This window comes from Acidovorax sp. FG48, assembly GCF_057809085.1.
In genome coordinates, this window is record NZ_JBMDJH010000010.1 from 23,082 (window position 1) to 43,084 (window position 20,003).

A 20,003-nucleotide genomic window follows, 5' to 3' on the forward strand; every position below is an offset into this window, starting at 1 on the left:
CCACACGTCGCCGGTGGTTGCTGGGTTACTTCAAGCGCTGAATCAGACTGGACGTATCCCAGCGGTTGCCGCCCATCTTCTGCACATCGGCGTAGAACTGGTCCACCAGCGCCGTCACGGGCACGCGCGATCCGTTGCGCTTGGCTTCATCCAGCACCAGGCCCAGGTCCTTGCGCATCCAGTCCACCGCAAAACCGAAGTCGAACTTGCCGTCCACCATGGTCTTGCCACGGTTGTCCATCTGCCAGCTCTGGGCCGCGCCCTTGCCTATCACGTCCAGCACCCGCTTCATGTCCAGCCCGGCGTTCTGGCCAAACGCCACGGCTTCTGACAGGGCCTGCACCAGCCCGGCGATGCAGATCTGGTTGACCATTTTGGCCAGCTGGCCCGAGCCGCTGGCGCCCAGCAGCGTGAAGGCGCGCGAGAACGCCATGGCCACGGGCTGAGCGGCCTCGAAGGCAGCGGCATCACCGCCGCACATCACCGTGAGCATGCCGTTCTGTGCGCCCGCCTGGCCGCCCGACACGGGGGCATCCACAAACTGCAGGCCCAAGGCTTGGGCAGCAGCGTACAGCTCGCGCGCCACCTCGGCCGATGCGGTGGTGTGGTCCACAAAAATGGCGCCGGGCTTCATCCCGGCAAAGGCGCCGTCCGCGCCCAGCGTCACGGAGCGCAGGTCGTCGTCATTGCCCACACAGCAGAACACGATGTCGGCGCCTGCGGCCGCCTCGCGGGGCGTCGCTGCATGATTGGGGGCTTTGGTGCCCGCATATTCTGCGCACCATGCTGCAGATTTGGTAGCGGTGCGGTTGTACACCGTGACTTCATGACCGGCCAGCGCCAGGTGGCCAGCCATGGGGTAGCCCATCACGCCCAGGCCCAGAAAGGCGACCTTGCGGGAAGGGGTTGCGTCGTAATTGCGGGGATTGGTGCTTGGCATGGTGTGATCGCGTGATGAACTGAAAGTATGGGTCAAAACGAAAACCCGCCCAGAAGGGCGGGTGAAGCGGGGCGAAGGCTTGTGGAGCTTGCTCTGGCGTCACACGATCGCGAAATGCTCGGTGCCCTGCGCCAGGTCGGGCGACTTGGCGCGCTGGCTGTTGAGCTTGATCTGCAGGCGCAGGTCGTTGAGCGAGTCGGCATTGCGCAGCGCGTCTTCGTAGCTGATGACGTTGGCCTCGTAGGCATCGAACAACGCCTGGTCGAAGGTCTGCATGCCCAGGTTGCGGCTCTTCTTCATGATCTCCTTGATTTCGGAGACCTCGCCCTTGAAGATCAGGTCGGAGATCAGCGGGGTGTTGAGCATCACCTCCACCGCCGCAGCGCGGCCCTTGCCGTCCTGCTTGGGGATCAGGCGCTGCGAGATCATGGCGCGCAGGTTGAGCGACAGGTCCATCAGCAACTGGGCGCGGCGTTCTTCAGGGAAGAAGTTGATGATCCGGTCCAGCGCCTGGTTGGCGCTGTTGGCGTGCAGCGTGGCCAGGCACAAGTGCCCGGTTTCGGCAAACGCCACCGCATGTTCCATGGTCTCGCGGTCGCGGATTTCGCCCATCAGGATCACGTCGGGCGCCTGCCGCAACGTGTTCTTCAGGGCGGCTTCCCAGCTGTCGGTGTCCAGCCCCACTTCGCGCTGCGTGACCACGCAGTTCTTGTGCGGGTGCACAAATTCGATAGGGTCTTCCACCGTGATGATGTGGCCGAACGAGTTCTCGTTGCGCCAGTCCACCATGGCGGCCAGCGTGGTGGATTTGCCCGAGCCCGTGGCACCCACCAGGATGCACAGGCCGCGTTTGGTCATCGTCACCTCCTTGAGCACCTGTGGCACGCCCAGGCCGTCAATGGTCGGCAGTGTGAGCGGAATGGTCCGCAGCACCATACCCACCTTGCCCTGCTGGATGAAGGCGTTGACGCGGAAGCGCCCGATGCCGGCGGGCGAGATGGCGAAGTTGCACTCTTTCGTGCGCTCGAAGTCGGCCACCTGCTTGTCGCTCATGATGGCGCGCGCCAGCGTCAGCGTGTGGTTGGGCGTGAGCGGCTGCGGCGACACCTTGGTCACCTTGCCATCGACCTTGATGGCGGGTGGAAACTCTGCCGTGATGAACAAGTCGCTGCCATTGCGGCTCACCATCAGCTTGAGCAGGTCATTAATGAATTTACTGGCCTGATCGCGTTCCATCAGAAGTTCTCCCGGGGGTGGTCGTCTGCCGGACGATCTTGTGTCGTGGATAGGTGCATCATTTCTGGTTGTCGCTCAGGCGCGCGCTTACCACGCGCAGGCGCAGCGACAGCTTGCGCGCCAGCAGGGCAATCAGGCTGGCGGCCAGTTGCGGGTCCTTGGTCATCATGTCGTCCATGGCCTCGGCCGACAGCACGGCGATCTCGCAGTCGGTCAGCGTGGTGCAGGCCGAAAAGCGGATGCCGCTGTCCAGCAGCGACATCTCGCCCAGGATGTCACCAGGACGTGTCTCGGCCAGACGCAGCTGCTCGCCCCAGGGCTGCACGCGGTCCACGGCGATGGTGCCGGTGAGCAGCACCACCATGAAGTTGCCGTACTCGTCCTGGCGGATCACGTCGCGGTTGGAGGGGACGGCCGCAAACTCAAAAAAGCGCTCCATGCGCTCCACGGCGTCCTTGTCGAGGTGCGCCATGTACTTGTCCTTGGCCCACAGGCCTTGCAGCAGCTTGCCGCCCCGGCTGGTGGGCAGGCGCTTGGCACCCACTTCCACAGCACGGGCCTCCCAGGGCACCAGCATGGAGTCATCCACCCCCTGGCCCGCAAACGCGGTGGAGAACAGCACGGAGTCCGTGTGGTCGTCCGATGGCTTGCCGCTGCGGGCTTTCATTTTCAGAAGGCTCAAAATGCCTTTCATATCGCGCTCCGGTATGCGGCGCCTGCAGGGGCCGCAAAGTCGTTCATGGGTGTGTGCTGTCGGGGGCTCAGCCGGGGAAGTTCTCGGGGATCTTGGCCTTGCTGCGTGCTTCGGCCGGGCTGATGATGTTGCGGCGCACCAGGTCGGTCAGGTTCTGGTCCAGCGTCTGCATGCCCACGCTGTTGCTGGTCTGGATGGTCGAGTACATCTGCGCCACCTTGGCCTCGCGGATCAGGTTGCGGATGGCGCTGGTGCCCAGCATGATCTCGTGCGCGGCCACGCGGCCGGAGCCGTCCTTGGTCTTGCACAGCGTCTGCGAGATCACGGCCTGCAGCGATTCGGACAGCATCGCGCGGACCATTTCCTTTTCTTCTGCCGGGAACACGTCGATGATCCGGTCGATGGTCTTGGCGGCGCTCGATGTGTGCAGTGTGCCGAACACCAAGTGGCCCGTTTCCGCGGCCGTCATGGCCAGGCGGATGGTTTCCAGGTCGCGCATTTCGCCCACCAGAATGGCGTCCGGGTCTTCACGCAGTGCAGACTTCAGGGCCGCCGCAAACGACAGCGTCATCGGGCCGACTTCACGCTGGTTGATAAGGCACTTCTTGGACTCGTGCACGAATTCGATCGGGTCTTCCACCGTGAGGATGTGGCCGTACTCGGATTCGTTGAGGTAATTGACCATGGCGGCCAGCGTGGTGGACTTGCCCGAGCCCGTGGGGCCGGTCACCAGCACCAGGCCCCGTGGCTTCAAGGCCAGGTCGCCGAAGATCTTGGGGGCGTTGAGCTGTTCCAGCGTGAGGATCTTGCTTGGAATCGTCCGGAACACGGCGGCCGCGCCCCGGTTCTGGTTGAAGGCGTTGACGCGGAAACGGGCCAGGCCTTCGATCTCGAACGAAAAGTCCACCTCCAGGAACTCTTCATACGTCTTGCGCTGGGCGTCGCTCATGATGTCGTACACCATGGCGTGCACCGTCTTGTGGTCCAGCGCATCGACGTTGATGCGCCGCACGTCGCCGTGGACCCGGATCATGGGCGGCAGACCGGCGGAGAGGTGCAGGTCGGAGGCCTTGTTCTTCACGCTGAACGCGAGCAATTGGGTAATGTCCACGGAGTCCCTCTATCGTTTGGTACGCTTATCAAACATTATGACCACGATTGCTAACAACCTCCAACAGGTTATGGGCAGGATCGCCCAGGCGTGCCAGGCCGCCGGGCGCGACCCGGCCCAGGTGGGCCTGCTGGCCGTTTCCAAAACCTTTGGCGCCGAGGCGGTGCTGGAGGCAGTGGCCGCAGGCCAGCGCGCCTTTGGCGAGAACTACATCCAGGAAGGCGTGGACAAGATCGCTGCCGTGCGGGCGGCCTTGCCCGGCGCAGCGCTGCAGTGGCACTGCATTGGCCCCATCCAGAGCAACAAGACGCGCCCGGTGGCCGAGCACTTCGACTGGGTGCACACGGTGGACCGGCTCAAGATCGCAGAGCGCCTGTCGGCCCAGCGGCCCGATCACCTGCCGCCGCTACAGATATGTATCCAGGTCAACATCGACGGAGGCCCCACCAAGTCGGGCGTGTCGCCTGCCGAGGCCCTGGACCTGGTGCGCGCTGTCGCAAAACTGCCACGGCTGGTGGTGCGGGGGCTCATGAGCATTCCAGACCATGCTCCTGAATTTGAAGCGCAACTGGCTATCCACAGGAGCGCCAGAGCACTGTTTGATCAGATGGCTGCGCTGGAGGTGCCGGGCCTGGAGCACTTCGACACTCTGTCTTTGGGCATGACGGCCGACCTGGAGGCCGCCATCCAGGCAGGCAGCACCCTGGTGCGCGTGGGCACCGGGGTGTTTGGTGGACGGACCTACCCCGCCGCTTGAGCGGGTTCAGCCTGGCAGCCTGAAGCTCGCCACGCAGTCCAGCGCCGCTGTCACATCCGCCTCGCTCACATCCAGGTGCGTCACCCAGCGCAGCCGGGTCGCGCCGCCATACAGGCTGCTGGTCACGCGCACGCCGTGCTGCGCCAGCCACGCGGTGAAGGCGGGCGCCACCTCTGCATGCAGATCCGTGAACAGAATATTGGTTTGCCATGGCAGCACGGTGATCTTGCCCTGCAGCGCTGGGTGGCTGCGGTTGGCTTCGGCCAGCCCTTGGGCCAGACGGTCCAGGCGGGCGTGGTCTTCCGTCAGGCGCCGCACATGGTGTTGCAGCGCATAGTGGCCGGCAGCCGCCAGCACGCCCGCCTGCCGCATGCCACCGCCCAAAATCTTGCGGGTGCGGCGCGCCTGCCGGATGAAGTCGCGCGAGCCCAGCACCAGCGAGCCCACGGGCGCGCCCAGGCCCTTGCTCAGGCACAGCGATGCGGAATCAAAGTGGCTGCACAGCGCGCGCGCTTCGTCGTAAACATCGGTGCCGTTGCGCGCGGCATTGGCCGTGGCCGCGTTGAACATGCGTGCGCCGTCCAGGTGCATGGCCAGCCCCCGGCTGCGCGCCAGCTGTGCGACCTCGGCGATGTAGGCGGGCGGCAGCACCTGGCCGCCGGTGGTGTTCTCCAGCACCACCAGGCGGGTGCGCGCAAAGTGCGGGTCGTCGGGCTTGATGGCGGCGGCGATGTCGGCCAGACGCAGGGTGCCGTCCGGCTGTGTCTCCACCGGCTGGGGCTGGATGGAGCCCAGCACCGCCATGCCGCCTGCTTCCCAGCGGTAGGTGTGCCAGCTCTGGCCCACGATGGCCTCATCGCCGCGCTGACAGTGGCCCCACAGCGCGATCAGGTTGGTTTGCGTACCGGAGGGGGCGAACAACGCCGCCTCAAAACCCAACAGCTCGGCCGCGTGGTCCTGCAGTGCGTTCACCGAAGGGTCGTCGGCAAACACATCGTCGCCCAGCGGGGCTTTGAACATGGCCTCGCGCATGGCGGGCGTGGGCTGGGTGACGGTGTCGCTGCGAAAGTCGGGCATGGGCGCGGTCCTTGTGGGTCGGGTCAATGAATGCGATGACCGGCCATGGTAGCGGCGGCCCGTGGCAGCTGCCGCCGTGGGGTCTACCGCGCGCTGATGCGCCGTGGTGTCAGGGTCTCGCCATCTTGCAGTCCGTGCCCTGTGCCAGCTCATTGCCGGTGTAGGCCGCATCGGTGCGGAAGCCGTAGTTCGTGCCCTCCCAGCCCACCTTCACGGCCTTGCCGTCCACCGGCGCAATGGTGTTGACCACCTGGGGCAGCAGCAGCTGGTGGTCTTCGCCGCGCATGCGCACGGGGCCCACCACCGATTCGAGCGTCAGATCTTCCAGCGCGCGCGCCACCTTCACCGGGTCGGTGGACTGGGCCTTGTTGATGGCGGCCGCCAGGAAGCGGGGCGTCATCTCGATACGCGGCGCGAGGAAGTCCTTGCCCGTCTTGGCCTTGTAGGCCTTGGCCAGCGCATCCACCTTGGGGGTGTCTGCTTGGCCGGGGTGCCATTCGGCCACCCAGGTCAGCTGGCCTTGCTTGGCCTGTGACACCGCCAGCACCGTGCCCGGGACGGAGCCCGCACTGTGGTTGAAGTAGCGCAGGTTGTAGCCCGCATCGCCCGCGGCCTTGAGCAGCAGCGTCATGTCCTGACCCCAGTTGCCGGTGATCACTGAGTCGGCCTCCGCGCTCTTGACCTTGGCGAGGTAGGGCGCAAAGTCCTTCACGCGGCCGATGGGGTGCAGCGCCTCGCCCACAAACTGGATGTCCGGCCGCGCCAGACCCACCATCTCGCGGCCGTAGTGCGCCCACTGTTTGCCATGCGCGTAGTCCTGGTTCAGCAGGTACACCTTCTTGATGTCCGGCTGCTTCTTGATGTAGTTGGCAATGGCCTTCATCTTCATGGCCGTGTTGGCCTCGAACTGGAAGTGCCAGAAATTGCACGCCTTGCCCGTCAGCTCGGGGTCGATGGAGGAGTGGTTCAGCACCAGGATCTCCTTGCCCGGGTTGCGCTGGTTGTGGCGCGCCGCCGCCTGCACCAGCGCCGTGACCACGGACGAACCCGAGCCGCCCGTCACGATGGCCTTGGCGCCCTGGTCGATGGCGGCCTGCAGCGCGCTCTGGCTCTCTTGCGCCGAGAGCTTGCTGTCGAACTGCAGTAGCTGCAGCTTGGTGCCCTTGAGCACACCACCCTTGGCGTTGATGTCCTCGATGGCGTATTGCGTGTGCGTGAGCATCAGCTCGCCCACATTGGCAAACGGGCCGGACAGCGGGTCGATGTAGGCGACCTTGAAGGTCTCCTGCGCGCTGGCGGCGCTGACGGCGCACAAGGCGGCAGCGGCCGTGAGGGTGCGGAAGGTGGGGCTCATGCTCGGATCTCCTCGATGGGTGGGATGGTGCAAAAAAGGGGCAGGGCGCCGTCTCTCGGCGTGGGGTCAACCGCTGGCGGCAGGCTTGCGGCGCGCGCTGGCACGGCCCGCCGTCTTGTGCGCGACGGGCTGGTCCGCTGCTTCGCCCGGAGCACGCAGGCCCAGCACACGCCAGGCCAGTTGAGACAGTTCGCGCACCACCTCGGCGGGCGACAGGCGCCCGTCGGGCCGGTACCAGTGGTAGAGAAAACCCGGCAGGCTGCAGGCGGCCAGGGCCGTGAGGCGGGTCTCCTTGAAGTCCAGCGTGCCCTCGCTGCGGGCCTCTTCCATCAGCGCGCACATGCGGTCGTAGAAGTGGCTGGCCAGCTTCTTCTGCATGGCCAGGTATTCCGGGCGGAAGACCTGCGGTTCGCGGTACGGAAAGAACGCGGCCGGGTGGTGCTCGATGGTGGCGCGGATCAGCCGCTCCATGCCCTCGGCGACCTTGGTGTGCGCGGGGCGCAGGTCGTCCTCGGGGAAGTCCATGGCCGTGAAGCAGGCCACGGACGGACGCCAGCACAGCGTCTCGAAGATTTCCTGCTTGTTGTGGAAGTAGTAGTAGACGTAGGGCTTGGTCACACCCAGCTGCTGCACGATCTGCTCCATCGTCGTGTTGGCGTAGCCCTGCCGGTCGAACAGCGCCTCGGCCGCCTGGAGGATGCGCTCACGCTTCTCGTCCGTGCTGAGCGTGCTGGCCTTCTGGCGGCCGCGCGCCTTCACGGGCAGCGCGCCCAGTGTGGCGGGCGGGGTGGTCGGTGTCGCTTTGGTTATACCCATGGGTAGCATTGTTCTACCAAGCGGTATATATTGACAAGACGCTGGCGGGTGAGGGCGCCTATCGCAAACCCTTAGAACGGGTTCTGACGCCCCCGGGAACCAGCGATTCCAGACACCTTGGAGACAACAACGCCATGCCTGCCACCGCAACGCCCCTGCCGCTGCACGAACACCTGCGCCGCCACGCGCGCGAGACGCCCGACCGCATCGCCTACCTCTGGTACGGCCATCCCATCACCTGGGCACAGCTCGACGCGGCCAGTGATGCCTTCGCCGCGCGCCTGCAGGCGCTGGGAGTGCAGAAGGGCGAACCCGTGGCCCTGTTCATGAACAACTGCCCGCAGTACGTGATGGCGCACTACGGCATCCAGAAGATCGGCGCCATCGTCTGCCCCTGCGGGCCGCTGAACAAGGAGCATGAGCTGGAATACCAGCTCACCGACCTGCAGGCGCGGGTGATCGTCGCGGCCGACGTGCTGCTGCCCGTGGTGGACAAGGTGCGCGCCAAAACTGCGCTGCAGCATGTGTTTGTGGTGCGCTATGCGGAGCTGCTGCCCGAGGGCGCGCCCAGCATTGACGTGCCCGCCGAGTTGCTGAACATGCGCACCGCCATGGGCCCGGTGCCTGCGGGCTGCGAAGACTTCCTGGCTGCCACCCGCACCGGCGCGCGACCTGCGCCCGTGGCGCTGTCGATGGATGACGTCTCGCTGATGACCTACACCTCGGGCACCACCGGCCTGCCCAAGGGCGCGATGCTGAGCTACGGCAACGCCACCTTCAAGACCGCCGCGTCGGCCGACTGCAACGGCATGACGCCGCACGAAACGCTGCTGGCCGTGGCGCCGCTGTACCACATCGCCGGCATGGTGATGGGCGTGAACCTGCCCGTGTATACAGGCGCCACGGCCGTGCTGCTGTACCGCTTTGACCCGCTGGGCGTGGCCCAGGCGCTGGAGCGTCACCGCGTCACCTGGTGGTACAGCATTGCGCCCATGAATGGCGCCCTGATGCAGGTGCCCGGTGCACGCGACATGGACTGGAGCGCGCTGCGCCGCAACCCGGTCACCAGCTTTGGCATCACCTTCACCGAGGCGTTGGCCCGGCAGTGGCAGCAGTTCGCGCCGAACTGCATTGCGCACGAGGCGGCCTATGGCCTGTCTGAAACCCACACGGTGGACACCGCCATGCCGGTGGACGCGATCCGCTGGGGCACGCAGGGCAAGCCCGTGCCGGGCAACCAGATCCGCATCGTGAACCCCGACACCGGCGCGCCGCTGGCCGCTGGCGAGGTGGGCGAGATCACCATCTACGGTCCTGGCAACTTCAAGGGCTACTGGAACAAGCCCGAGGCCACGGCCAAGACGCTGCGGGACGGCTGGGTCTACACCGGCGACATGGGCCAAATTGACGCGGACGGCTACCTCACCTTCATCGGCCGCTTCAAGGAAATGATCAAGGTCTCGGGCTACAGCGTGTTCCCGGAAGAGGTCGAGACCTTGCTCATCAAACACCCCGCTGTTGCCCAGGCCGCTGTGATCGGCGTGCCTGATGCAGAAAAGGGCGAGGTGGTGCGCGCCTTCATCGTCAAGAAGCCCGGCCAGGACGTGGACGCCGCCGCCCTGGTGGCCTGGTGCCGCGAGAACATGGCGCCCTACAAGGCACCGCGCGAGGTGCGTTTCATCGACGCGCTGCCCGCCACGGGCGCAGGCAAGGTGCTGCGCCGCCTGCTGCGTGATATTGCTTGATTGAATGACAAGTTGACCGCTGGCGCTGGTTGAATATGCGCTGGTAGCTATAAAAAATAGAGCGACTGCCCCATGCCATCTTCTGTTTTGTTCACCAAAGTGCTGGTTGCCAACCGGGGCGAAATCGCACTGCGCACCGTGCGCGCCCTGCACGACCTCGGCATTGCCAGCGTGGCCGTGTATGCCGACGACGACGCTGCCAGCCCCCATGTGCAGGTGGCCAGTGCGGCCGTGGCGCTGGGCGCCACCGGCCCGGCCGCCTACCTGGACGGCGCGCGCCTCATCGCCATCGCCCAGGCGCAGGGCTGTGATGCCGTGCACCCGGGCTACGGCTTCTTGAGCGAGCGGGCCGACTTTGCCCGTGCCTGCGACGAAGCGGGGCTGCGCTTCATCGGCCCCACGCCTGCGCAACTGGCGCTGTTCGGCGACAAGGCGCAGGCCCGTGCGCTGGCGCAGCAGCAGGGCGTGCCGCTGATGCCCGGCACGCAGGCGGCCGTGTCGCTGGAAGAGGCCCAGGCCTTCTTCGCCCAGCACGCCCATGCCGGCATCGTGATCAAGGCCATCGGGGGCGGCGGCGGGCGCGGCATGCGCGCGGTGGCGTCGGCCGATGATTTGCCCGCTGCCTACGCGCGCTGCCGCAGCGAGGCGCAGGCCGCGTTTGGTGTGGACGGCGTGTACGTCGAGCGCCTGATGAGCAACGCCCGCCACATCGAAGTGCAGGTGCTGGGCGACGGGCGCGAGGTGATCGCCCTGGGCGAGCGCGAATGCACACTGCAGCGGCGCTTTCAGAAAGTGGTGGAGATCGCGCCCAGCCCCTCGCTGCCGGGCGCATTGCGCGAGCGCATCACCAATGCCGCGCTGTCCATGGCGCGCGCCGTGGACTACCAGGGCCTGGGCACCTTCGAATTTTTGGTGGACCTGGCCAGCGCCGACCTGCCCTTTGTGTTCATCGAATGCAACCCGCGCCTGCAGGTCGAGCACACCATCACCGAAGAAGTCACTGGCGTGGACCTGGTGCAGGCGCAGATTGCGCTGGCGGCGGGCCGCAGGCTGCGGGACATCGGTCTCGACCCTGCCGCACCGCCCACCGTGTTGGGCTTTGCGGTTCAGTGGCGCATCAACGCCGAAACGCTGGACGCGCAGGGCACCGCCACCCCTGGCAGTGGCACGCTGCGCCGTTTCGACCTGCCCGCAGGCCCTGGCGTGCGCGTGGACACGCACGGCGCAGCGGGCGCCACGCCATCGCCGCACTACGACACGCTGCTGGCCAAGCTCATCGTGCACACGCGCAGCCCGCGTTTTGCCGACGCGCTGCGCCGCTCGCAGCGCGCGCTGGCCGAGTGTCGCATCGAGGGCGTGGCCACCAACCTGGCGCTGCTGCAGGTGCTGGCTGCGCGGCAAGAAATGGAGAGCCAACAGGTGCACACGCGCTGGCTGGAGTCGGTACTGCCAGAGCTTCTGGCTGCTACCAAAGATATAGCTGATAAGGCATATCCGACTAGCGCTACAGGGCAAAAAGACCCGCAGATCACCTCTGACGCACCCGAAGGCGCCGTGCTGGCCCCCATGCCCGCCCGCCTGGTGCAGCTGAGCGTGGCCGAGGGCGATGTGGTCGCCGCAGGCGCCGAGCTGGCTGTGCTCGAAGCCATGAAGATGGAACATGTGCTGCTGGCCCCACACGCGGGCCGCGTGGGCGCACTGTTGGCTGTGGCTGGCGGCTACGTCGTGCAGGGCCAGCCACTGCTGGTGCTGGACGCCGTGGACGATGCGGCCGATGTGGGGGTGCAGGGCAGCGCTGTACACGACCCTGATCACATCCGCGCCGACCTGCAGCGCGTGATCGACCGCCACGCCTTCACGCTCGATGCCGCACGGCCCGAAGCCATCGCCAAGCGCCACGCGCAAGGCGGCCGCACCGCGCGCGAGAACATTGCCGACCTGTGCGACGACGGCAGCTTCATCGAATACGGCGCCCTGGCCATCGCCGCGCAGGCGCGCCGCCGCAGCAAGGAAGACCTGATTGCCAACACGCCCGCCGACGGCATGGTCACGGGAATTGGCGGCATCAACGGCGCCCTGTTTGGCGACGAGAAGTCCCGCGCCGTGGTCATGTCGTACGACGCCACCGTGCTCGCGGGCACCCAGGGCGCACGCAACCACGCCAAGACCGACCGCATGCTCGGCATCGCGCTGGCGCAGAAGCTGCCGGTGGTGCTGTTCGCCGAGGGCGGCGGCGGGCGCCCGGGCGACACCGACATGCCCGTGGTGGCGGGGCTGCATGTGCACACGTTTGCGAGCTACGCGGCGCTGTCGGGCCAGGTGCCAGTCATCGGCATCGCCGCGGGGCGCTGCTTTGCGGGCAACGCGGCGCTGCTGGGTTGCAGCGACGTGATCATTGCCACACGCGCCAGCAACATCGGCATGGGCGGCCCGGCCATGATCGAAGGTGGTGGGCTGGGCATCTTCAAGCCCGAGCAGATCGGCCCGAGCCGCGTGCAGCATGCCAACGGCGTGATCGACGTGCTGGTGGAGAACGAGGCCGAGGCCGTGGCTGCAGCGCGCCACTACCTGTCGTTCTTCCAGGGCCGCACATCGCAGTGGTCTGCGCCCGACCAGCGCCTGCTGCGCGCCGTGGTGCCCGAGAATCGGCTGCGCGTGTACGACACCCGCACGGCAATGGCCGGCTTGGTGGACGAGGGCAGCTTGCTGCTGCTGCGCACCGGCTTTGGCGCGGGTATCCACGCGGCGCTGGCGCGCATCGAAGGCCGCCCCGTGGGCCTGCTGGCCAACAACCCGCAACACCTGGGCGGCGCCATCGATGCCGATGCGGCGGACAAGGGCGCGCGCTTCATGCAGCTGTGCAACGCGCATGGCCTGCCCATCGTGAGCCTGGTGGACACGCCCGGCTTCATGGTCGGCCCCGAGGTCGAGGCCACGGCCCAGGTGCGCCACGTGAGCCGCCTGTTCGTCACCGCCGCCAGCCTACGCGTGCCCACCTTCAGCGTGGTGCTGCGCAAGGGCTACGGCTTGGGCGCCATGGGCATGACGGCCGGGGGCTTTCATGCGCCCGTGTTCACTGTCGCTTGGCCCACGGGCGAGTTCGGCGCCATGGGGCTCGAAGGCGCGGTGCGCCTGGGCTTTCGCAAGGAGCTGGAGGCCCTGCCTGAGGGTGCCGAGCGCGATGCGCTGTTTGCCAAGCTGCTCGCCAAGTCCTACGCCAACGGCGAGGCCATGCACATGGCGGCCACGCTGGAGATCGACGCGGTGATCGACCCGGCCGACACGCGTGCCTGGCTGGCGCGCGGGCTGGCATCGGCCCAGGTGGCGCCGCTGGGGCACCGGTTCGTCGACACCTGGTGAGCAGGGGAGGGCCGCCTGGCTAGCGCTGCATCAGCGCCAGCTTTCCCCCAAGCGCCACAAACGCTGCGGCAAAGCCGCGCCTCAGCCACACCAGCACGATCGGGCGCTGCAGCACCTGGTCGCGGAACCGCGCGGCAAAGACGCCGTAGCCCAGGAACACCACCAGCGTCATGGCCATGAACACCAGTGAAAGCTGCGCCATGCGCTCTGCCGGCTGCGCCTCGCCCGGTGCGATGAACTGTGGCAGGAACGTGAGGAAGAACAGCGACAGCTTGGGGTTGAGCAGGTTGACGAGCATCGCCTCGGCGATGCGTCCCCCGGTGGAGCGCGCGGGCGCGTCGGCGCGCACCTCCAGTGCGGCAGGGGAGCGCCAGGTGGCCCAGCCCATGTACAGCAGGTAGGCCACCCCCGCGTAGCGCAGGATGTCGAAGGCGGTGGCGCTGGCATGGAGCAGCGCGGCCAGGCCGGTGACTGCGGCCAGCAGGTGCGGCACGATGCCCAGCGTGCATCCTAGGGCTGTGACGGCCGCAGCCCGCTCGCCGCCCGAGAGCCCGGCCGCCACGGTCAGCAGGGCGCCCGGCCCGGGCGAGATGACGACGACGAGGGAAGTGATGAGAAATTCAATGCCCATGGCGCTTTGGGGCCGCACAGCGGCGGCATGCTGTGGAGTGGAGAGGTCCGCAGCATCGCCGCACGCGCGGGCCCGCGTCTTGAACAAAATTGCAGCGCCTCAGCAGTGGGCGCGCAGGTAGGCGTGGGGCGTGGTGCCGAAGCTGCGTGCGAACAGGCGTGTGAGGTGGCTCTGGTCGGCAAAGCCGCTGGCGGCGGCCACCTCGGCCAGGGGCGTGCCGGCGCGCATGAGCCGCCGCGCGTGGTGCAGCCGGCGCTGCACCAGGTAGGCGTGTGGCGTGAGTCCCGTGGCCTGTGCGAACTGCCGCACCAGCTGGTAGCGGCTCAGCCCGGCCTCGTGGGCCAGATCGGCAAGGCTCCAGGCCATGGTCGGGTCGTCGTCCACCATGGCGCGGGCGTTGGCAACAGACGCGGCGATGTGCCTGCCGTTGCCCGCCGGGCGCAGCAGGCCCGCCAGGATCTGGAGCAGGCATTCCTCGACCTGCAGCGGCGCTGCCGCGTGGCGGGGGTGCCGTGTGGCGGCCGCAAACAGCGCACGGACCTGCGCGGCAAGCCGCGCATCGCGCAGGTTGGGTGCGTGGAATTCGAAGCCTGCGCCGGGCGTGCTGGGGCGCACCTCGGCCGCCAGACCGGCGACTAGGGCGGGCTCCAGGTACAGCATGCGCCAGGCGCGGCCGCCGTCGCCCAGCGGCTTGCCGTCGTGGACCTCGCCAGGGTTGACCGTGATGGTGTCGCCGGGGAGTGACTCCACCGTGCCCCGGCCGCTGAACGATTTCTGCGCCCCCCGGTCGATCACGCCCAGGCCGAACTGCAGGTGCATGTGCCTCCCGAAGGCGAAGTGCGAGTCCGCCTGCATCGCGTCGATGCCAGGCAGTGCGGTGGGCAGAAACTGGAAGGGTTTTGGCGGCATGGCGCAGCGACCAATGGAGGTGCGGGGCCATGATAAGCTGGTCCGATCGCCTTGTTTCTTCCCCCAGTTTCACACGCGGAGACCCACCATGCCCGGCCTTTTGCCCGATATCGACCCCGATGGTCTGCTCGAATTTTCGGTGGTCTACACCGACCGCGCGCTCAACCACATGTCCAAGCGCTTTACCGGCGTGATGCAGGACATTCTGGGCACGCTCAAAGAGGTCTACCACGCCCACACCGCCGTGCTGGTGCCCGGCAGCGGCACCTTCGGCATGGAGGCTGTAGCGCGCCAGTTTGCCAACAAGGAAAAGGTGCTCATCGTGCGCAACGGCTGGTTCAGCTACCGCTGGACGCAGATCTTTGATGCCGACAAGGGCCTGGGCGGTGGCTCCGTGGTGTGCAAGGCGCGCCAGCAGGGCAGCGGCCCGCAGGCACCCTGGGCGCCATGCCCGGCGGACGAAGTCGCAGCCACCATTCGCGCCGAAAAGCCCAAGGTGGTGTTCGCCCCGCATGTGGAAACGGCCAGCGGCATCATCCTGTCTGACGACTACCTGCGCACGCTGACGGCGGCTGCGCATGAGGTGGGCGCGCTGTTTGTGCTGGACTGCGTGGCGTCGGGCGCCATGTGGGTGGACATGCAGGCCACGGGTGTGGATGTGCTCATCAGCGCCCCGCAAAAGGGCTGGAGCGGTTCGCCCTGCTGCGCCATGGTGATGCTGAGTGAACGCGCGCGCCAGGCCATTGAGGGCACGACGAGCAGCAGCTTCTCGTGCGACCTCAAGAAGTGGATGCAGATCGCCGAGGGCTACGAAAAAGGCCAGCACGCATACCACACCACCATGCCCACCGATGCGCTGGTGCGCCTGCGCGACGTGATGGCCGAGACCCGCGCCTACGGCTTTGCCAAGGTGCGCGAGGAGCAGATCGAACTGGGCGCCAAGGTGCGCGCGCTGCTGGAGTCGCGTGGCTTCCCCAGCGTGGCGGCCGATGGCTTCAAGGCGCCCGGCGTGGTCGTGAGCTACACCACCGACCCCGGCATCCAGAACGGCAAGAAGTTCCTCGAAGTCGGTTTGCAGACCGCTGCGGGTGTGCCGCTGCAGTGTGATGAAGGGCCGGACTTCAAGAGCTTCCGCATCGGCCTGTTTGGCCTGGAGAAGTGGCACAACGTGGACCGCACGGTAGGCCATCTGTCGAAGGCGCTGGACCAGATTGCGGCGGCTGCCTGACGGGTTGCAAGCCAGGGCAGTGGGCGGGCCCGGATGACCCAGGAGACTGACAGCGCAACCCTCGCCCTGCGGCGTGCCAAACGGCAGGCGCTGGGCCTGCTGTTGCTGGTCACGGCTGTGTTCATTGCCACCAGCGTGGTGGAGCGCGGCCTGTGGCTCAACGCCGTGAAAGCCATGGCCGAGGCCGCCATGGTGGGCGCGCTGGCCGACTGGTTTGCGGTGGTGGCGCTGTTCCGCCGCCCGCTGGGCCTGCCCATTCCGCACACGGCGGTCATCGCGCGCAACCAGGCGCGCATCGGCCGCAACCTCGCTACCTTTGTGCGCGACAAGTTCCTGGACGTGCCCTCGCTCGTGTCGCTGATCCGCCGACACGACCCCGCCGAGCGGCTGGCGCAGTGGCTCAAGGCGCCCGGCAACGCCGCCCTGCTGGGGCACCAGGCCACGCGCCTGGCATCGGCTGCACTGGAGACGGTGCAGGACGCGCAGGTGGAGCGTTTCATCCAGAAGGCCGCGCGTGCCTTGATCGGGCAGGTGGACATGTCGCGTGCGCTGGCGGCGGTGCTCGATACCCTCACGCACAACGGCCGCCACCAGGCGTTGCTGGACGATGTGCTGGCCAAGCTCATTGAGCTGCTGCAGAACGAGCAGACCCGCACCTGGGTCGCCCAATCCATCGTGGCCTGGCTCAAGAAGGACCACCCGCGCACCGAGAAGTTGCTGCCCAGCGACTGGCTGGGTGACAAGGGCTCGGCCCTGCTGGCCCGCGCGCTGGAGAGCCTGATGGCCGATGTGGCTGCCAACCCGCAGCACGCCTTGCGCGCGCAGTTTGATACTGCCGTGCAGCGCTTTATCGAGCGCCTGCGCAGCGACCCGGAATGGGCGAGCAAGGGCGAGGAGATCCGCACCTGGCTGCAGACCGATGCCACCGTGGGCGGCTATGTGCAGACCTTGTGGCTGGACCTGCGTGGTGCGTTGCAGCGCGATCTGGCCGACGCCGACTCCGTGCTGGCGCGGCAGGTGGGCAAGCTGGGGTTGTGGCTGGGCGATTCGCTGGCGGGGGACGCGGCGCTGCGGCAGTCGTTCAATGACCGGCTGGAGCGTTGGGTGGAGGGGCTGGCGCCGGATGTGTCGGCGTTCATTGCGCAGCACATTGAGGATACGGTGCGGCGGTGGGATGCGGAGGAGATGACGCAGCTGATCGAGCTGAACATCGGCAAGGACCTGCAGTACATCCGCATCAATGGCACCGTGGTGGGTGGGCTCATCGGGCTGTTGCTGTTCGGCGTGTCGCATGTGGGGGCCATGGGGCGGGCTTTGTGGGGCGGGTGAGGGCCGCTGAGCGCTGCGCTGCGTAGCGCGGGACGAGAGGCGATGCCCCCGCCACACCCCTCACAACAACCGGAACACCAACGGCATCAGCACCGCCGCCAGCACCACCTGCAACCCCAGCGCCAGCCCTGCATACGCCCCCGCCTCGGCATGCACCTGCAGCGCATGTGCCGCCCCGATGCCGTGCGACGCCGTGCCCAGCGCAAAGCCTCGCAGTGCCATGCCTTGCGCGTCGGTGGGCAAGCGCATCAAGCCAAACAACCAGCGTGCAGACAGCGCCCCCACCATGCCCGTCAGCGCCGCGAACACCGCGGCGAGGGCGGGCACGCCGCCAATCTGCGCGGCAATGCCCATGGCGACGGGGGCGGTGACAGATTTGGGGGCCAGCGACATCAGCACATCACCGGGCAGGCCCAGTACCCAGCCCAGACCCACAGCACTGGCGGCCGCTGCGCTGCCACCCGCCAGCGAGGCCAGCACCAGCCGGCCCCAACGTGAGCGCAGGGCCGCACGGCGCTGCCACAGGGGCCAGCCCAGTGCCACCACCGCAGGGCCCAGCAAGAAGTGGATGAACTGCGCACCCGCAAAGTACGTGGGGTAGGCCGTGCCCGTGGCCAGCATCACACTGGCCAGAATGGCCACCGACACCATCACCGGATTGGCCCAGGGTGCGTGGCCGGAGCGCACCGACAGTGCCTGCGCCAGCACATACACCGCCAGCGTGGCCGTCAGCCCGAACAGCGGGGCCGAGGCCAGGTACACCCACAGCTCAACGAAGTTCGCCATGGTTCTCCTTGGGCTGCAGAAGACGCAACACCTGCGCCGTCACCGCCATGCCCATCCAGGTGGACAGTACGATCACCGCCACCAACTGCAGGCCATAGGTGCTCAGCAACGCCAGGTGGGTCATCACCCCCACGCCCACTGGCACAAACAGCAGCGACAGGTGCTGGAGCAAAAAGCCCGCCGCTGGGGCCACGGCGTCCTGCACCGGCTGCCAGCGCAGCGCGAGCAAGAGCAGCACCATGCCAACCACAGGCCCAGGCACCGGGAGCTTTAAAAAGTGAGACAGTGCCTCGCCCCCTGACTGCATGAGCAGAAGAAAGGCAAGCCCTTGCAGCGCCTTCATGGCGGTCAGAAACGCGGCAGATCGGGGTGCTTGATCTGCCCCCCCCGCACCAGCATCTTCCCGTACTCCGCACACCGGTTCAGCGTCGGAATCACCTTGCCGGGGTTCAACAACCCCGCCGGATCAAACGCGTGTTTGAGCCCGAACATCTGCGCGTTCTCTGCTGCAGAAAACTGCACGCACATGCTGTTGAGCTTCTCCACGCCCACGCCATGTTCGCCCGTTACCGTGCCGCCCATGGCCACGCTGGTTTCCAGGATGTCGGCGCCAAACAGCTCGCAGCGGTGCAGCTGGTCGGCATCGTTCGCATCGAACAGGATCAGCGGGTGCAGGTTGCCGTCGCCCGCGTGGAACACGTTGGCGCAGCGCAGCTGGTATTTCTTTTCCATCTCCTGGATGGCGAGCAGGATGTCGGCCAGGCGCTTGCGCGGGATGGTCGAGTCCATGCACATGTAGTCGGGGCTGATGCGGCCGCTGGCGGGGAAGGCGTTCTTGCGGCCACTCCAGAAGCGCAGGCGCTCGGCCTCGTCGCGGCTCACGCTGATGGCGGTGGCGCCTGCGGCGCGCAGCACTTCGCTCATGCGGCCGATTTCTTCTTCCACCTCTTCGGGCGTGCCGTCGCTTTCGCACAGCAGGATGGCTTCGGCGGTGAGGTCATAGCCCGCGTGCACAAAGTCTTCCACGGCGGCGGTCATGGGCTTGTCCATCATCTCCAGGCCTGCGGGGATGATGCCGGCGGCGATGACGGCGGCCACCGCATCGCCCGCTTTGCGCACGTCGTCAAAGCTGGCCATGATGCAGCGCGCCAGCTGGGGCTTGGGGATGAGCTTGACGGTCACTTCGGTGGTCACGGCCAGCATGCCCTCGCTGCCGATCACAGCGGCCAGCAGGTCGTAGCCGGGGGCGTCCAGCGCCTCGCTGCCAAATTCGACGGGCTCGCCTTCGACTGTGAAACCCTTCACCTTGAGCACGTTGTGCACGGTGAGGCCGTATTTCAGGCAGTGCACGCCGCCCGAGTTCTCGGCCACGTTGCCGCCGATGGTGCAGGCGATCTGGCTGCTGGGGTCGGGGGCGTAGTAGAGGTTGTAGGGCGCCGCCGCCTCGCTGATGGCGAGGTTGCGCACGCCACACTGCACCACGGCCGTGCGGCTTTCGGGGTTGATGTCGAGGATGCGGTTGAACTTGGCCAGTGACAGTGTCACGCCCAGGGCGTGCGGCATGGCGCCGCCCGACAGTCCCGTGCCCGCACCGCGCGCCACCACGGGCACCTGCAGTCGGTGGCACACCTGCAGCACGGCCTGCACCTCGTCGTAGGTCTCGGGCAGGCAGACCACCAGCGGGCGCTGGCGGTAGGCAGTGAGGCCGTCGCACTCATACGGTGTGGTGTCTTCGGTGTGCCAGAGCAGTGCGTGGGCAGGCAGGGCGCGGCTCAGGGCCTGGACCACTTCGGCTTGGCGTGCGGCGCGTTCGGACAGGGCTGCGGTGGGGGCGGCGGCAGTGTTCATGGCTGTCACTGTAGGGGATGGCTGGGTGCCTGGACTTGAGCTTTTCTGCAGGGGATTGTGAAAAACACCTGAATGCTCATTAATTGATAGCCTCTAGCGCTTTTGGGAAAAGCGCTAGAGGCAAATTTTGTCTGAATCCGGTGGAGGAGGCGCGGCTCGGTCGATGGCAGCCGAACAAGGGT

Annotated in this window: 17 protein-coding genes; 5 read left to right on the forward strand and 12 right to left on the reverse strand. The window is 67.1% G+C overall.

The window, feature by feature from the left end:
• Positions 1–25: 25 nt before the first annotated feature.
• From ACODSU_RS15150 to ACODSU_RS15165, 4 genes are all read right to left on the reverse strand, one after another.
• Positions 26–940 (reverse strand): NAD(P)-dependent oxidoreductase, encoded by a 915-nt coding sequence (locus tag ACODSU_RS15150; RefSeq protein WP_488842887.1) that lies wholly within the window; start codon positions 938–940, stop codon positions 26–28.
• A gap of 99 nt (positions 941–1,039) precedes the next feature.
• The gene (locus ACODSU_RS15155) at positions 1,040–2,176 is read right to left on the reverse strand and encodes a PilT/PilU family type 4a pilus ATPase (RefSeq protein WP_015012255.1); all 1,137 of its coding nucleotides are present in this window, start codon (positions 2,174–2,176) and stop codon (positions 1,040–1,042) included.
• Positions 2,177–2,234: 58 nt separating this feature from the next.
• Complete coding sequence (locus ACODSU_RS15160) at positions 2,235–2,870, reverse strand: Crp/Fnr family transcriptional regulator (RefSeq protein ID WP_015012256.1); 636 nt, start codon at positions 2,868–2,870, stop codon at positions 2,235–2,237.
• A gap of 67 nt (positions 2,871–2,937) precedes the next feature.
• Positions 2,938–3,981, reverse strand: coding sequence for a type IV pilus twitching motility protein PilT (locus ACODSU_RS15165; protein ID WP_015012257.1), 1,044 nt, complete (start codon positions 3,979–3,981; stop codon positions 2,938–2,940).
• Positions 3,982–4,018: 37 nt separating this feature from the next.
• Here ACODSU_RS15165 and ACODSU_RS15170 point away from each other — a divergent pair, with 37 nt between their 5' ends.
• Entirely contained in the window at positions 4,019–4,738 is a 720-nt protein-coding gene (locus tag ACODSU_RS15170) for a YggS family pyridoxal phosphate-dependent enzyme (protein WP_291441962.1), read from the forward strand.
• Between the two features lie 6 nt (positions 4,739–4,744).
• Here ACODSU_RS15170 and ltaE read toward each other — a convergent pair whose 3' ends face one another.
• From ltaE to ACODSU_RS15185, 3 genes are all read right to left on the reverse strand, one after another.
• Positions 4,745–5,815: a low-specificity L-threonine aldolase gene (gene ltaE / locus ACODSU_RS15175; protein WP_488842890.1), complete on the reverse strand. Its 1,071-nt coding sequence runs from the start codon at positions 5,813–5,815 to the stop codon at positions 4,745–4,747.
• Between the two features lie 109 nt (positions 5,816–5,924).
• Positions 5,925–7,169 (reverse strand): branched-chain amino acid ABC transporter substrate-binding protein, encoded by a 1,245-nt coding sequence (locus ACODSU_RS15180; RefSeq protein ID WP_488842892.1) that lies wholly within the window; start codon positions 7,167–7,169, stop codon positions 5,925–5,927.
• A gap of 66 nt (positions 7,170–7,235) precedes the next feature.
• On the reverse strand, positions 7,236–7,985 hold the full coding sequence (locus tag ACODSU_RS15185; RefSeq protein WP_488842894.1) for a TetR/AcrR family transcriptional regulator: 750 nt from the start codon (positions 7,983–7,985) through the stop codon (positions 7,236–7,238).
• A gap of 134 nt (positions 7,986–8,119) precedes the next feature.
• Here ACODSU_RS15185 and ACODSU_RS15190 point away from each other — a divergent pair, with 134 nt between their 5' ends.
• Complete coding sequence (locus tag ACODSU_RS15190; RefSeq protein ID WP_488842896.1) at positions 8,120–9,730, forward strand: AMP-binding protein; 1,611 nt, start codon at positions 8,120–8,122, stop codon at positions 9,728–9,730.
• 72 nt (positions 9,731–9,802) lie between these two features.
• Entirely contained in the window at positions 9,803–13,090 is a 3,288-nt protein-coding gene (locus ACODSU_RS15195; protein ID WP_488842898.1) for an acetyl-CoA carboxylase family protein, read from the forward strand.
• Between the two features lie 19 nt (positions 13,091–13,109).
• Here the strand turns inward: ACODSU_RS15195 and ACODSU_RS15200 are convergent, their stop codons facing one another.
• Both ACODSU_RS15200 and ACODSU_RS15205 read right to left on the reverse strand, forming a co-directional pair.
• A complete protein-coding gene (locus tag ACODSU_RS15200) occupies positions 13,110–13,721 on the reverse strand; it encodes a LysE family translocator (protein ID WP_488842900.1) in 612 nt (203 codons plus the stop codon).
• A 99-nt stretch (positions 13,722–13,820) separates the two neighbouring features.
• Positions 13,821–14,630, reverse strand: coding sequence for a helix-turn-helix transcriptional regulator (locus ACODSU_RS15205; RefSeq protein ID WP_488842902.1), 810 nt, complete (start codon positions 14,628–14,630; stop codon positions 13,821–13,823).
• Between the two features lie 88 nt (positions 14,631–14,718).
• Here ACODSU_RS15205 and ACODSU_RS15210 point away from each other — a divergent pair, with 88 nt between their 5' ends.
• Both ACODSU_RS15210 and ACODSU_RS15215 read left to right on the forward strand, forming a co-directional pair.
• Positions 14,719–15,858 carry an aminotransferase class V-fold PLP-dependent enzyme gene (locus ACODSU_RS15210; RefSeq protein ID WP_488842904.1) on the forward strand — a complete coding sequence of 380 codons (1,140 nt, stop codon included), beginning with the start codon at positions 14,719–14,721 and terminating at the stop codon, positions 15,856–15,858.
• A gap of 33 nt (positions 15,859–15,891) precedes the next feature.
• Positions 15,892–17,187, forward strand: a complete 1,296-nt coding sequence (locus ACODSU_RS15215; protein ID WP_488842906.1) for a DUF445 domain-containing protein — start codon at positions 15,892–15,894, stop codon at positions 17,185–17,187.
• 60 nt (positions 17,188–17,247) lie between these two features.
• On the opposite strand, the gene ACODSU_RS15220 is transcribed toward ACODSU_RS15215, so the two are convergent.
• From ACODSU_RS15220 to ACODSU_RS15230, 3 genes are read right to left on the reverse strand one after another with little or no spacing between them, the layout of a single operon-like run.
• Positions 17,248–17,973, reverse strand: a complete 726-nt coding sequence (locus ACODSU_RS15220) for an LrgB family protein (protein WP_476016312.1) — start codon at positions 17,971–17,973, stop codon at positions 17,248–17,250.
• On the reverse strand, positions 17,957–18,316 hold the full coding sequence (locus ACODSU_RS15225) for a CidA/LrgA family protein (protein ID WP_291441970.1): 360 nt from the start codon (positions 18,314–18,316) through the stop codon (positions 17,957–17,959). Before ACODSU_RS15225 ends, ACODSU_RS15220 begins: the two co-directional genes overlap by 17 nt.
• Before the next feature lie 5 nt (positions 18,317–18,321).
• Positions 18,322–19,821 carry an FAD-linked oxidase C-terminal domain-containing protein gene (locus ACODSU_RS15230; protein WP_291441971.1) on the reverse strand — a complete coding sequence of 500 codons (1,500 nt, stop codon included), beginning with the start codon at positions 19,819–19,821 and terminating at the stop codon, positions 18,322–18,324.
• Between the last annotated feature and the right edge of the window lie 182 nt (positions 19,822–20,003).

Bases quoted from the DNA above. Each gene is read 5' to 3' on its own strand.
- ACODSU_RS15150 (WP_488842887.1), bottom strand. From the start codon at position 940: ATGCCAAGCACCAATCCCCGCAATTACGACGCAACCCCTTCCCGCAAG.
- ACODSU_RS15220 (WP_476016312.1), bottom strand. From the start codon at position 17,973: ATGGCGAACTTCGTTGAGCTGTGGGTGTACCTGGCCTCGGCCCCGCTG.
- ACODSU_RS15195 (WP_488842898.1), top strand. From the start codon at position 9,803: ATGCCATCTTCTGTTTTGTTCACCAAAGTGCTGGTTGCCAACCGGGGC.
- ACODSU_RS15160 (WP_015012256.1), bottom strand. From the start codon at position 2,870: ATGAAAGGCATTTTGAGCCTTCTGAAAATGAAAGCCCGCAGCGGCAAG.
- ACODSU_RS15215 (WP_488842906.1), top strand. From the start codon at position 15,892: ATGACCCAGGAGACTGACAGCGCAACCCTCGCCCTGCGGCGTGCCAAA.
- ACODSU_RS15180 (WP_488842892.1), bottom strand. From the start codon at position 7,169: ATGAGCCCCACCTTCCGCACCCTCACGGCCGCTGCCGCCTTGTGCGCC.
- ACODSU_RS15200 (WP_488842900.1), bottom strand. From the start codon at position 13,721: ATGGGCATTGAATTTCTCATCACTTCCCTCGTCGTCGTCATCTCGCCC.
- ACODSU_RS15170 (WP_291441962.1), top strand. From the start codon at position 4,019: ATGACCACGATTGCTAACAACCTCCAACAGGTTATGGGCAGGATCGCC.
- ACODSU_RS15205 (WP_488842902.1), bottom strand. From the start codon at position 14,630: ATGCCGCCAAAACCCTTCCAGTTTCTGCCCACCGCACTGCCTGGCATC.
- ACODSU_RS15210 (WP_488842904.1), top strand. From the start codon at position 14,719: ATGCCCGGCCTTTTGCCCGATATCGACCCCGATGGTCTGCTCGAATTT.
- ACODSU_RS15230 (WP_291441971.1), bottom strand. From the start codon at position 19,821: ATGAACACTGCCGCCGCCCCCACCGCAGCCCTGTCCGAACGCGCCGCA.
- ACODSU_RS15190 (WP_488842896.1), top strand. From the start codon at position 8,120: ATGCCTGCCACCGCAACGCCCCTGCCGCTGCACGAACACCTGCGCCGC.
- ACODSU_RS15185 (WP_488842894.1), bottom strand. From the start codon at position 7,985: ATGGGTATAACCAAAGCGACACCGACCACCCCGCCCGCCACACTGGGC.
- ACODSU_RS15155 (WP_015012255.1), bottom strand. From the start codon at position 2,176: ATGGAACGCGATCAGGCCAGTAAATTCATTAATGACCTGCTCAAGCTG.
- ltaE (WP_488842890.1), bottom strand. From the start codon at position 5,815: ATGCCCGACTTTCGCAGCGACACCGTCACCCAGCCCACGCCCGCCATG.
- ACODSU_RS15225 (WP_291441970.1), bottom strand. From the start codon at position 18,316: ATGAAGGCGCTGCAAGGGCTTGCCTTTCTTCTGCTCATGCAGTCAGGG.